At 28.3% G+C, this 13,039-nt stretch carries 18 protein-coding genes; all 18 read right to left on the reverse strand.

Going from position 1 to position 13,039, the window contains the following annotated elements; translation table 11 throughout:
- Positions 1-94: 94 nt before the first annotated feature.
- On the reverse strand, positions 95-709 hold the full coding sequence (locus KGF38_RS10720; RefSeq protein ID WP_227832347.1) for a major tail protein: 615 nt from the start codon (positions 707-709) through the stop codon (positions 95-97).
- 72 nt (positions 710-781) lie between these two features.
- On the reverse strand, positions 782-1,111 hold the full coding sequence (locus KGF38_RS10725; RefSeq protein ID WP_074178040.1) for a hypothetical protein: 330 nt from the start codon (positions 1,109-1,111) through the stop codon (positions 782-784).
- 12 nt (positions 1,112-1,123) lie between these two features.
- Entirely contained in the window at positions 1,124-1,507 is a 384-nt protein-coding gene (locus KGF38_RS10730; RefSeq protein ID WP_227832349.1) for an HK97-gp10 family putative phage morphogenesis protein, read from the reverse strand.
- 15 nt (positions 1,508-1,522) lie between these two features.
- Positions 1,523-1,858 carry a phage head closure protein gene (locus KGF38_RS10735; RefSeq protein WP_227832351.1) on the reverse strand — a complete coding sequence of 112 codons (336 nt, stop codon included), beginning with the start codon at positions 1,856-1,858 and terminating at the stop codon, positions 1,523-1,525.
- Positions 1,852-2,148 (reverse strand): head-tail connector protein, encoded by a 297-nt coding sequence (locus KGF38_RS10740; protein ID WP_079770214.1) that lies wholly within the window; start codon positions 2,146-2,148, stop codon positions 1,852-1,854. The genes KGF38_RS10735 and KGF38_RS10740 overlap by 7 nt, the downstream gene beginning before the upstream one ends.
- Before the next feature lie 88 nt (positions 2,149-2,236).
- Positions 2,237-3,394, reverse strand: coding sequence for a phage major capsid protein (locus KGF38_RS10745; RefSeq protein WP_227832352.1), 1,158 nt, complete (start codon positions 3,392-3,394; stop codon positions 2,237-2,239).
- Positions 3,395-3,410: 16 nt separating this feature from the next.
- Positions 3,411-4,187 (reverse strand): head maturation protease, ClpP-related, encoded by a 777-nt coding sequence (locus KGF38_RS10750; protein ID WP_227832353.1) that lies wholly within the window; start codon positions 4,185-4,187, stop codon positions 3,411-3,413.
- Complete coding sequence (locus KGF38_RS10755; protein ID WP_227832354.1) at positions 4,177-5,382, reverse strand: phage portal protein; 1,206 nt, start codon at positions 5,380-5,382, stop codon at positions 4,177-4,179. Before KGF38_RS10755 ends, KGF38_RS10750 begins: the two co-directional genes overlap by 11 nt.
- 19 nt (positions 5,383-5,401) lie before the next feature.
- Positions 5,402-7,117, reverse strand: coding sequence for a terminase TerL endonuclease subunit (locus tag KGF38_RS10760; RefSeq protein ID WP_227832355.1), 1,716 nt, complete (start codon positions 7,115-7,117; stop codon positions 5,402-5,404).
- Positions 7,117-7,596 carry a phage terminase small subunit P27 family gene (locus KGF38_RS10765; RefSeq protein ID WP_074178046.1) on the reverse strand — a complete coding sequence of 160 codons (480 nt, stop codon included), beginning with the start codon at positions 7,594-7,596 and terminating at the stop codon, positions 7,117-7,119. Before KGF38_RS10765 ends, KGF38_RS10760 begins: the two co-directional genes overlap by 1 nt.
- Before the next feature lie 201 nt (positions 7,597-7,797).
- Positions 7,798-8,241 carry an HNH endonuclease gene (locus KGF38_RS10770; RefSeq protein WP_227832357.1) on the reverse strand — a complete coding sequence of 148 codons (444 nt, stop codon included), beginning with the start codon at positions 8,239-8,241 and terminating at the stop codon, positions 7,798-7,800.
- Between the two features lie 10 nt (positions 8,242-8,251).
- Positions 8,252-8,617 carry a hypothetical protein gene (locus KGF38_RS10775; RefSeq protein WP_074178047.1) on the reverse strand — a complete coding sequence of 122 codons (366 nt, stop codon included), beginning with the start codon at positions 8,615-8,617 and terminating at the stop codon, positions 8,252-8,254.
- A 4-nt stretch (positions 8,618-8,621) separates the two neighbouring features.
- A complete protein-coding gene (locus tag KGF38_RS10780; RefSeq protein WP_074178048.1) occupies positions 8,622-8,834 on the reverse strand; it encodes a hypothetical protein in 213 nt (70 codons plus the stop codon).
- Between the two features lie 294 nt (positions 8,835-9,128).
- Complete coding sequence (locus tag KGF38_RS10785; RefSeq protein WP_079770216.1) at positions 9,129-9,692, reverse strand: hypothetical protein; 564 nt, start codon at positions 9,690-9,692, stop codon at positions 9,129-9,131.
- A gap of 45 nt (positions 9,693-9,737) precedes the next feature.
- Positions 9,738-10,979 carry a DNA cytosine methyltransferase gene (locus tag KGF38_RS10790; RefSeq protein WP_074178049.1) on the reverse strand — a complete coding sequence of 414 codons (1,242 nt, stop codon included), beginning with the start codon at positions 10,977-10,979 and terminating at the stop codon, positions 9,738-9,740.
- A gap of 14 nt (positions 10,980-10,993) precedes the next feature.
- Positions 10,994-11,224, reverse strand: coding sequence for a hypothetical protein (locus tag KGF38_RS10795; RefSeq protein WP_074178050.1), 231 nt, complete (start codon positions 11,222-11,224; stop codon positions 10,994-10,996).
- Positions 11,182-12,237 carry a ParB N-terminal domain-containing protein gene (locus tag KGF38_RS10800; RefSeq protein ID WP_227832359.1) on the reverse strand — a complete coding sequence of 352 codons (1,056 nt, stop codon included), beginning with the start codon at positions 12,235-12,237 and terminating at the stop codon, positions 11,182-11,184. Before KGF38_RS10800 ends, KGF38_RS10795 begins: the two co-directional genes overlap by 43 nt.
- Before the next feature lie 41 nt (positions 12,238-12,278).
- Positions 12,279-13,028: a ParA family protein gene (locus tag KGF38_RS10805; protein WP_074178052.1), complete on the reverse strand. Its 750-nt coding sequence runs from the start codon at positions 13,026-13,028 to the stop codon at positions 12,279-12,281.
- Between the last annotated feature and the right edge of the window lie 11 nt (positions 13,029-13,039).

The raw sequence follows: 13,039 nt of genomic DNA on the forward strand, positions 1-13,039 counted from the left end.
CCTAGGCTCTTTTGAACTTGGGATTTATTTTTTTATGCAAAAAAGGGCGTAGCACTATTTTCTAGTGCGACAGCCCCATTATTTTTATTATTTTTTATGATTCTGGAGTGTTCTCTACTGTTTTTTTTGGAACTTGAACTGTTTTATACCAGTTTTCAATCATTTCTTGGCTTACATTTTTATCTTTTGTGTCTACTGTGTAATAAAAATAGTTTTTATCATCAACACTTGCTACAGCTGGTAATGAAGTAAATTCCAATTCAACAATTTCCTTTTCTTTCTTTTCTTCTACTGTAGTAGCATTAATTCCAGCTGGTTTAAATTGTGCATTATATATTACATTTAAAATTTTCCCACCATCTCTTTTTTGTTGTTCAAATAGAATCGCTAAGTTAGGCACTTGCATGTTAGTAGACAGCCCCCAACCTCCAGACATATTATCACCACCATAAATTAATGCTTTTTCATCCATTAACAATCCCAAAGCTGACATTTTTCCAGAACCATTTGAAACAGTCATATCGTTATCAACTGCCATATCATCTGCATAAGTTATATCTTCACTTACATCATAAGATGACTCAACTTTTTTACCCCCTATTATAGGCACTGGAACTGCAAAAGTCCCATCATCATTTACTTTTGCGACATGTATATTTTTAAGACCAGATATTATTTTACTTTTATAATTTTTTTCTGCATTTGGCATATTCTATTACCTTCTTTCTTTTTTATTTTTTGCATAAAAAATGTGTCCAATTTGGACACCTCAACAATTTTATTATTCATCCTTTTCATATAAAAAGTCGAATGTTTTACCATACATTTCACTTTCTTTTCTATCAATTACTGTTTTAAGATAAAAACCATTTTCTTTCATTCTGTTTTTAATTTCTTGATACAATATAGCATCTTGAGGGTTTTTATACCAAAATGATAATTGTATGTTATATGTTATAGCTATGTAATTATCATCATATAAATTTTTTTCAAGTTCACTTTCATTGTAAATCGAAAAAATGACATACTTATCTTTTTTGCAATTAGCTTCTAAGTAATAACAATCTATATTTAGACTTTTTATTATTCTACAAATCAATTCATTTATCATTTTTATGCTCCATTAAAATTTTAACGACTCTTTGATTACTTCCTTTATTTTCGCACTAGCTTCTCCTATTTTCATATTCCAAGCTCTTTGTATCCAACCAGACCCTGTCATTTCTGTAGTTCCATAATTTTGATAATAGCCATATGTCACCGACCTATCTTGATTATGTGCTATACCTATGTCTATTTTCTTATTAGCTCCAGAGCCTCTTTTATCAAAAGTACCTAAAGATGCTAATAAATTACCTGTATCTATAGGTACAGTTTCCTTTTGCCCATTTAAAAGCACCTCTGAACCTTTATCTAATGCTTTATCCACTATTTCATTACTTGCCTTTCTCTCCAAGTTTTCTAATTTCTGTTGTAATGTTGAAAATCCATTCCATTCCATACTCATTTAATTCACATCCTACTAAGATATAAGTTTACATTTAAAATCAACAAATCTATGTTTATTTTCAAAATCAGAAATATAAATTATGTCATAGATTTTATTTCTATATCTAATTCTATATATTTTAATACTTTCTATATCTTCTATTATTAATTTTACTTTTTTTGAATATCTAATAGTAAAGGTTACTATATTTTCACTTGATACAGTTTTTGCAGATATATATTCTTTACCACTTACAGCTTTAAAATCTGACCAACAAGTATAATATGTTTGCCAATCATCAAGAGGAAAGCCCATTTCGTTTGTATTATTCTCAGAAAGTTTTTCTATGGTTATTCTATAGTCTAACATTTATTTTTAACTAACCCTCCCATCTGTAGTTGGTTTATTATACATGTTATTCCATAAGGAATTTCTTCTGTTTTATTGCTTGTTATTCCCTTATTATCGTAAAAATGTAAAACAAGCATTTTTATTGCTAAAAAATATAATTTATTTTCATAATTAACAACTATCCCTGCATTTTTTAGATATTCTTCGCATGCTTCTTTTAAATCTTTCACTTCTTCTTCATAACAATCATCTAATCTGCAATAAACTTTAATAGAATCCAGTAGCTCTTTTTCATCCAAGCTATTCACCTACTTTACTTCCTGTGTTTTTTTCATACTTCTAGCTTTCGATTCATTTTCTGTTACTTCTGGCTGACCCTCTTCTGGAAGGTCTGGTTTAGGGTGTAACAGATTTAACAGCTGCAAGTCTAAAAGCTGACTTCATTTTAATTTTATGGTCTAAATATGCAGTTAAAACAAAACTTTCTATACCAGTCTTAACATTTTTATCCCTGTCATAAAACATGTCTAAGTCATAATTAAAATGCGAGTATCTAAAATCCCCTACAACTGGCATTGTAGCTAAATCACAATAAATCACTGGTGCTCCTAACACTTGCTCTGGTTGAGCTGTATATAAACTTGTATTTCCGTTAGCTAAAGTCTTTATTATTTTAAAATAATCAACTTTTCTCATAACAATACTAGCATTTTCTGAATAATCGTCCTCTAAGTCTGCAAGACAATTTATTATTGCTTCAAACAATGTATCTCCCTCTATTGCTTTTATTAAAAATGGATTTCCACTTCCTGTTGATTTTTTATAAAAAGACATTTCTGTTGGATTATTCGATTCAAACGCTACCTTTTTTTCTTTTTTAGCTAAACCACTTTGCAAACCTGCGTCTACAACTTGTACTAAATTTGTTTCTGTACCTTTTAAAACTGTTTCTGTTATATCACAAAACACTTTAAATTTATTTCTATCAAAAGATACATTAGCTCCATCTGCGTTTAATTCTTTCGCTGATGCTGAATCTGAATCTAAAAAATCATCATCATCTAAAGAAAATATAATTTTTGGTATTTCTAAATTAGTTATATTTGTCATTGTTGAAATCCCTCTCAACGGATTTTTTGACATTGGTTCATATAACAATTCATTTGTCATTGTAGTAGGTAGTATTTTATTACCTCCTCCAAGAGCATCGCCATCTCCAAGTACATTTTTTATCTCTTTTGTTACTTCTTTGCCAGCCATTACATTTCTTATTAATTCAGCTTTCGCATTTATTTTAATATCTTTTTCACTGTTTCCTAAATTTTTATTTTTATTCTTAAAAGCTATTTGTTGAGCTTCTCTATCATCAATTTCCTTTATTTTATTTTTTATGCCTTCAAATCTTTCATCTAAATCTTTAACTATTTTTTGTTGTTCTTGTCTTGCTTCCATAGTAGTTTTAGAATCAAGATACATTTTAGATAGATTTTCATTTTCTATCTTTAATTGTTCTTTTACTCCATCTTTCATTTGTTCCAACTGGTATCTATTCATTATAAATTCACTCCTTTTATTTTGTTTTATTTTTTATTCTTTCTATTAATATTTTTACTTCTTCTTCCATAGCTGGTAACTCTAAATTATTCTTAGTATTTTTTAATTTACCAATCTTGTCCTTTGGTGTATTTTTATATCTGTCAAAATAATTAGAATAACAAGCGACTGTATTTACATTTCCCTCTAACTCTATTTCAAAGTATTTACTTGCTTCTTCTCCAGTTAACCAAGTTTCAGCATTTATCAAATCATTTATTTCTTCTTCCTTAATATTTGGTTTTGCTTTTGTCATATATACATTTAAAATTGACTTTTGACATGTATCTAGTATTTCAATTTCTTTTTTAAAATCATCTGCATTACCTCCGCACCAGCTCAAAGGTTTATGTATCATCAACAAGGCATTAGATGGCATAACAATACGATTACCAGCCATAACGATTACGCTCGCTATACTTGCTGCTAATCCATCTATATATGTAGTTATATTCGCATCATATCTTTTCAACTGATTATATATAGCAAGTCCAGCGAACGCAGACCCTCCACCAGAATTTACATGTACATTTATATTTTTTACTCCTTCTAATTCTTCCAAAAACTTACTAATATCACTGGGACATTTATCATCTTCATACCATTCACTAATCCAAGACTCAGAAACAATATCTCCATAAAAATGCAAATCGGCACTATTTTCATTTTGATTTTTTATTTCTATACTTCCAACCTTTTTAATGGTATTTGAATCTGAATCTTTATTTTTAAGCTCTAATATTCTATTCTTCAATTTTATCACCCCCTTTCAAGTTAGTTGTTGTTGTTAACAGCATTGGCAGGTCTTTAATTGCTATTAAATCTCTACTTACCATTAAATCATCTCCATTTTCTTTTGGTGGTCTATCTTCTAACTCTCTAATTTCGTTAGGTGTCAACCCACCACACCTAATCATTTTTTGATAAAACTCCCCTCTTGTTTTCATGTCTGCTCTTGCAAATCCACTTAAATTAAATTTAATTTCATAACCCTTGTCACTTTCAACAGCATTTAAACATTTTTTGTTGAGTTCTTGTTCATACATGCGTATTATTGGTAGCACTGTGTCAACTAAAAACTCTAAATCACCCTGTTCTGAACTCGAGTAAGTCTGTTTACCACTATACAATTTATGTGTTGGTATATTAAAAACTCTTGCCACTCTACTTACTGTTATTTCTTCAACCTCAAATACTTTTGGGTCAATAAATGAATTATTTTTAAGTTCTTCTAGTGTTTTCCCATTATCTAGATAGATAATACCCTTGTCCATATATCTTTTTATCATTTCATGGTACTCAGCCATTTTTTCATTACTCATATTCCCATTTATCTTAAATGCATATCTAAAATTAATATTATTAGATAGTTGTTCAATACTTAACTCTTTAACTTTTCTATCATAATCTAATGTATTTTTTAAGACATTTATAGGGCTTATGCCTTTTCCAAAATCAGATTTAATATGATTAACAGCAATTATATGTCTATTGTGAAAATAATTTTCTCCATCTTTAGTTGATATTTTATACCATAATTCTTTTGTGTCAGTATCAATAAAAGGTGTCACAAAATCCGAATCTAACACCCATATAGAACTTATGTTATCCTGATAATCATACTCTTTTATTGCATAAGCACTACCCTTTACATTCCTTACTACTTCCATTAACCTTATAAACTCAAACATAGTATCATTCTGATTTAACCCATCTCTAAGCATCTTTGAAATATAATGGTCTTTAGCTTTAACTTTTACATATCCACTCCGAAGGCTTATTGGGACACTAGCTATCGAATTAGCAAGTATAGTTATTGCAGCAAAAATAGTTTCATTATTAGCTAAATCACTATTACAAAATGAAAATGGACTACTTTTATTACCTTTAGTAAAGTTTATATTTGGTGTCTTGAACCTAATATTTCTTAACCAATTTAATACACCCATCTTTTCCCCTCTCTTTTAATTATTCTGGTACATATGCAATATCTGCATTTTGTTTTACATCTTCAAAATATACTTTCCACGCATCAATTATTGAATCTATTGGGTCTATTCTATTTTCTTGCTCTAATTTATCAACTTTTATTTCTCCAAAACTATTTTTTGTTATTGTTGCATTTATAGCACTCCATTTAAATAACTTATTTTTTCTATTGTATAAAACTTGACCAGCTTTCATGGATAATTTAAAATCTACAGTTGCATCATTTAAAGACCTTGCACTCTGTGGTACATCTATCAAATCGCAACCTAAAAAGTCCAAATCTGATATAAAAGCACTTGCATTATGGTTGTCATAAGCACATTTCATTACAGTTATTCCATATTCCATTAAGATTTTTTCTAAGTGTTTTATTATAAATTTATAGTCTGTTTTAATAGCAAAAGCTCCTGTAGTTAGTGTTACAAGTTTTTCATTTACCCACATGCGATATGGTGCATCATCACTCTGTTCATGTTCAATTATTCTTAATTCTGGCATAAAAGAATGGCTATATATATATACCTTTTCATCTTCAAGTGGAAATACTAGTGCAATAGAAGTCAAATCACCACCACTTGATAAATCTATACCTAGATAACACTCTCGACCTCTCATATCTTCAAGAGTTAAGTCACACGCACACGTTTCAAGCCAATTAGCATCAAGGTATCTTCCATCTTTGTAAGTTACCCATATATTTAACCACTTCGTCATGAAGTCCATTAAGTCGCTTCCACCTTTTTCTTTAGCTTCTAATGCAACTTCACTCATCTTGGCAACTTCATACATGTTTATAGTGTCATCTTCGTTTAAAAGTAGCAACGGATTAGATTTCACCCAGTTATGATAATCCCAAATATCGTCATTTTCATCCATTTCAGCTATATATATAAACAAACTTTCTTTTTCAATAGACCCAGATAACACTTTTTTGCAAAAAAAATAATGTTCATAGCAAAAACTATTTAAATCAAATCCTGCTGTAGTTATTGCTAGTATTAGAGCATTATTAACCTTTCTCTGTCCACCTTGCAAAAGCTTATAAACTTGGTTAGTTCTATGTGCATGTAATTCATCTGGTATCGCTAATATAGAGCGGAATCCATCTAAACTTTTTGTATCACGTCCAATTGGCTTTATTATTGTCCCTGTTGCTCCTGCTGTTATCTCATAGTCAGAACGTTTTATTTTATACATTTCATTTAAATCTTCATCTGCTAATATAAACTTTTCTACTTCTTCCCACACTATTTTAGCTTGCTCCATCTTAGTTGCTGCACAAATAATTTTTCCTTTTTTATATGTTGAAAAATTGCTTGTTTTTATACTTTTAGCACCAGACAAAAAAGACTTTCCATTTTGACGTGCTAATTGGATATATGCTTCTCTAAATCTTACATAACCAGTCTTTTTTTCAACCCAACCTTCTAAGCTTCCTAAAATAAATTCTTGAAATCCCCTAGTCTTCAATATTTCTACTTCATCACCCTCTAAAATTGTGAGTTCATTATATAGGTCAAGAGTCTCCTCAGAGATTTCAACATCCCATTTATATTTAAATTCTTTTGTTTTACTTCTTTTTAGGTCATTTAAATGTCTTTTACATGTTAGAATAACACTTTCACCAGCTATAATTTTTTTAGCAACTACCTTCTTAGCATATTCTGTTACCCTATCTCGTTTCTTAGCAGACATTATGTTCCTACTTTTATAAATTTAGCAAATTTATTTTCTTTTTGATTCTCATTTTCTGGAACAACTAATTTTAACCTGTCTGTAGTTGCTAAACCTAATTTTGTAGAGCATTTTAATATCAACTCAGCATATTTGAATTTAGCAGTTACATAAGGACTTATTTTTTCAGTATCTTTTCCAGATACAGTATGACCTGTTTTTTCTATATATTCTTTTAGTTTAATATAATTGCTATATGCATCACTGTACATTAAAATTATCGGCAGGTCTAAATTATCCCATAAATCAATTTTTCCAGCTTCATCTACTACTCTTGAAAATTCTTTATATGCTAAAATATCACTATTTAAAGGTTCTGGAACTACTACTAAATTATTTCTATCAAGTTTTATTTGTTTTTCTATATTTTGCCGAGTCTGTTTTTCTTTTTTAGTTAGATGTTTTTTAGTTGTAGATGTCATTTGCTTTTTTCTTCCCATTTTTACACCTCCAATCCTCTTTAAATTTGTACAAAAAAATAATAGCTATCAGCTATTTTTTAAAAACAGTTTATTTTCTTGCAAGACATCCTGCATATTTTTTTACAAAAAAATCTTAAAAAGGGAAAATCTCCGTATATATATACCCCTGTTCGCTGTCCCAATCCCCTTTTCTTTTTTTCACAGGTAGGGGGGATAGTCTTATTCGTTATATATTTTATGAAGCCTTAATATTTCTTTTAATTTTGCTTGGGTTTCTTTCTTTGTTATACCATCTCTCTCATATAATGTATGTATTTTTTTATGTGTTTTAGATGATAAAGGTATGAGATTATTTTCTTCTAATGAAAGTTCTTCATCTTCTGACAACTCAATTATATGATGTACTGTATTTGCTGTAGTTATTTTTTTATTAATATAATAATCCCATAAATCCAAATATACATTTTTTTCTAAGATATACTCTCTGGTTTCTCTCCATTCTTTTCCGTTGTAAAACTTATCTCTTTCTTTATTTCTATTCTTGGAATTATATACTTTGTTGCTCTGTTTTCTACTTTTAACATATTTTTTAACACATTCACTACATGCCTTTTCACTATAATCTATTGTCTTACCACACTTACATATTTTTTTAAGCTTCATATACTCCACTCTATTCTTCTCTTAATAATTTTTCCATATGCTTCTCTATATCTTTCATTTCATATTCTGTTTTATTAAGATATTTATTACATACTTCTTTTAATGTATTTACATATGCAATCATTTCAGTAAAAACTTTTTCTCTTTCAGACTTTGTTGTTCTATCTGTAAATCCACTCTGTTCTTCATAAATAAGTTCTTTATATAATTCTTTCAGTTTTTTTAATGTTTCATCTTCATAATATATAATATATTTTTCTTTACACTTTCTACATATAAAATATTTTATTTCTATATCTCCAATAGTCTCTGTTCTTACATCTTTATAAGCTACTTTAAATTTATTATTACACTTATCACATACTATTCTTCTCATTTGTTTACTCCTCTTCTAGTGCTGATAGATAGTCCAGCTTCTCACAAATAGTTTCAACTACTTTTTCATATTTTTTTACTAACCTCTCTTGTTTCTTAGCTTCTTCTTCTGTTAAACTTTTTATTTCATCTTCTAGCTTCATACTTTTATCAAATAATTTCGCTAAGTCTCTAAATATATCTCTCGTTTTAATCTTTAATTCTCTATTTTCATCCATCTATTTTCACCTCACAAAATAAAAAAGGACTATCTCCATTACTTAAAGAGATAATCCTTTTATATAATATATATATTTTTCTGATTCACAACAAATCTAATCCTACACTTTATATATTATCATTTTGTAATTGTTTTGTATATGAACACTTATTGACACATCATTCTTATTGTATAGCGTTCCATATTAATTAAACCATATCACTGTATATATTGAAATAGCTATACTATATTCCTTTAGCTAATTAACAGTTTATTTTATTAATCTATAGAAACATGACATTTAACTATTATATTAGAATTTATTTACTCCATCTATACCAAATATAAATACTGACAATTTTTCGCAAGCTAGGTTTATATCTCTATATACAGTTCTATTGTCTATATTTTCGGAGGTAGCTATTTCTTTTATACTCCATCTTTTTTCATCTATAAATCTTTTATATATTATTCTATATTTTCTTACTTCTAATTCTCCACATTGTTTACTATAAGCTTCATAAATATTTATCATAGTATTTATATGGGATATGATTATATTTGTACGTGATACACTATTACTTATACTTTCAACAAATAAATTTTCTGTTATTTTAGAGTTTATTAATTCTTCTAATATTTCAATAGCATTTTCATTTATATTAGATACTTTAAAAATAGAATTATTAACATGTCTTTTAAAATCCTTATAATGCTTTAGTAACAGCTTTGTATTCCTAAGTTTTCTATCAGATGAATACTTAGCCTCTTCTTTTTTTCTATTCTCATATGTAACTATAGCTTTTTCTGCTGCTTCTCTTGCTACTTTTTCAATTATTAAATTAATATTCATTTCTTTATTAATAACCGTTTCCACATTACAGCACTCCTTTTTATTTCAATACTTTTATTTTATATAATATTAACCTACATCTAATTCTGTATCTTTACATATATCTGGTAAATTTGATTCTACTAAAACTTTCGCCAATAGAGGTGGTACTGAATTACCACATCTAGCAACTTGTTGTGATTTAGGATATTTATTATTTTTATAATCTTTATCTATTACATAATCTTTTGGAAATCCTTGCCCATTAAAAAGTTCTCTTGGTGTCAACATTCTAAGACCAATATCACTTATTCTATAATTCTTACCTTTTACAACAACTAACCCAAATCTGTCTTTTGTAGTAATCGTGTGTAAAGGTTCATCAATACTCTGTCCAATGTCATTACCATAGTACTTAGTTAAAAATGCATATACATCCTCATTACCTGGTAATTTAATATCTTCTAAATCAATTTTTACAAGACCAAAACGATTAGCTGTAGGTATAGTACTTATTGGTTCTCTTAAACTACTTCCTCTAGTTTCTGAATTTTGATGGCTATAATAATGTGCAAGAAAATAAGCACTTTTATTTACTATATAAGGTTTTTCATCTATAACAAATTTTTTTATTCCTCTTGCAATTCTTATTAAACTATTCTCACTTAGTGGTTTCTTTCTTGTAAATATACTTGGTACTTCTATACTCCAGTCAATTATCTCAGACGCAGTTATATAAGGAATCTTATTTTCTCCATGCGTTGCTTCTGGAAATACTATAGGTTTATTATCACATCTTGCAATTAAAAAGAATCTTTTTCTTATTGTTGGTGTTCCATAATCACAAGCCTTTAATTCTTTATACTCTACATCATAACCTAAACATTTTAATGCCTTTATAAATTTATTAAATGTCTCTCCTTTTCTTGATTGAATAGGTCTATTATCTTTAACAGGACACCATGTTTTAAATTCTGGAACATTTTCTAATATTATAACTCTGGGTCTTACTTTAGATGCCCAGCGAACAGCAATCCAAGCTAAACCCCTTATTTTTTTATCAACAGGTGTTTTTCCTTTCGCTCTACTAAAATGCTTGCAATCTGGACTAAACCAACATAATGCAACTGCTTGACCTTGTGTTGCTTCTATCGGGTCTACATCCCAAACACTTTCACAATAATGTTTAGTTTTGGGATGATTAGTTTTATGCATTAATATAGCTTTAGGGTCATGATTAATCGCAATATCAACATGTCTCCCAGTTGCTAGTTCTATACCTGTACTAGCTCCTCCCCCTCCAGCAAAATTATCAATTATTAATTCTCTCATTTAAATCCCCCCGATTATCTATGTTCACTTCCAGTTTTCTCATTTTTAAGCTCTATTCTATTTATAACTTCAAAACCAGAAATTTTAGCTATTTCTTTCATTAACTTAATTGTTTTATTAACTTTCTTTTCTTCATCATTTATATTTTTTATAGCTTTATAAGCTGTACTATCTAAGTATCCACTTTTATTATGTCTTATATCTACTCCATTTCTTGTGCTTCCATCTTTAGCCACTTTATGCATATATCAACACACCCTTTTCCGCTTTTATCGTTACATTCCATTGCATAGTCGCAAAATGTACCAGTTACATTACATTGAGAACAAATAAACTCTGCAAACTTTCTAATTTTCATATCCTTTAATATTTCAAAAATTGTTTTAAAAACTTTTCCTTCTTCTTTTTCATCTTCTATTGTTGCAGTTGGAAAACTAATTATATTTTCAATTTCTTCAACTTCATTTTCATCCTCTTCAATTTCATAAGTTTCTAATTCATTTATTTCACTTTTTTTCTCTTCTGATTTTTCTGTAACATCCTTGATACTTAAACTTCCCTTGTCTTGGTATTCTTCAAATAAACTTTGTTGTTCAGCTTCTTCTAATCTTGATAATTCATAAGCTGTTGATATATTTATCTCATTTTCTTTGAACTCTTCTTTAAATTCTGGAGTAAGATTTTTAGAAATACTTTCTAATCTAGCTACCTTAGATGATGATATTTTAATCATATTAGCTATCAAATCTCTTATTCTTCCAGTTTTTCCATAACCTTCTGCTCTTAATGCTTCTAATACCTCTTTTGTATCTTCCAATTCTTTCATCTTAGCATATTCTGAATACTCTCTCGTTGTTGAGTTTGTTGTGATTAGCAATAATCTATCTAATAATCTATCTATTTTAGTTATTTCTGATTTTTCTTTTTCTATTGTACAAGGTACTAACACAAATTCTTTTTTACCTTCATCAACTAAAAGATGTGATACTAACAACCTTCTATGTCCTGCCAAAACTTCATATTTATTATTTTCATCTTTTTTAACTACTAAATTTTGTTTTATCCCAAACATTTCTACTGAATTTTTAAGTTCTTGAGTTTTTTTATCTTTGACTGGATAAAAATTGTATTTAGATGATTCTAAATCATAAATACTTATAAGCTTTATCTTAAAATCATTTTTACTAATTTCATCATTACTATCTTTTTCTTGACCTTTTTTATTTTCTAAAGCTTCAAATATATTGAAACCACTCATTTGTATCAATCCTTTCTATGTGTCCAAATTGGACACATTTTTTATCCTATATTTAAATACTCTTTTACTAATTTTTTATAATCTATTGTCGCACCACATCTTGGATTATACTCTCTTAATGTTTTTTGATAAAATGTACTTTCAGATACGCTTTTATTTAACCTTATAACAATTTCAAATACCTTACATATACCTTTTAGCAAGTTCATAAATTGATTATTTACAGCATTGTTTTGATAATGAGTTACTATGCACCCTTTAAATTTTAATTTTTCATTTGCATGTTTAGCGTTTTCTATTTGCTCCAACAATTCTTTTATTGCCTTGAAAGAGAAATTATCTGCTCTTACAGTTATTATTACTTCATCAGATGCAATTAGCGAATTTATTGTTATTGTATCTGTACTTGGTGCATTATCAATGATACAAAAATCATATTCATTTTTAATTTTTTCCAGCAATCTCTTTAATATACTAAATTTATCTTTTTCACTATCGAATAGCATCCTGTCAGCTTGGTACAAGTGCATATTACTAGTTATAATATCTATATTTTTATTTTCAGTCTTACATATGTATTCATGTATATCTGCATCTTCAAGCAACATTTCTGCTGTCCCTTTTCTTTTTTCATCAAATTTTGAGAAGTACTGTGATAAGTTCCCTTGTTTATCTGCATCTATCAGTAATACTTTCTTCTTATGTACTACAGACAAAATATCTGCCATGTTTGCACTTGTTATTGTTTTGCCTGTTCCTCCTTTAAAACTTAAAATCGATATGATTTTCATAGCTTTACCTT

It is taken from the genome of Clostridioides sp. ZZV14-6387 (assembly GCF_020657835.1).
GTDB classification, from domain to species: Bacteria; Bacillota; Clostridia; order Peptostreptococcales; family Peptostreptococcaceae; genus Clostridioides; species Clostridioides difficile_A.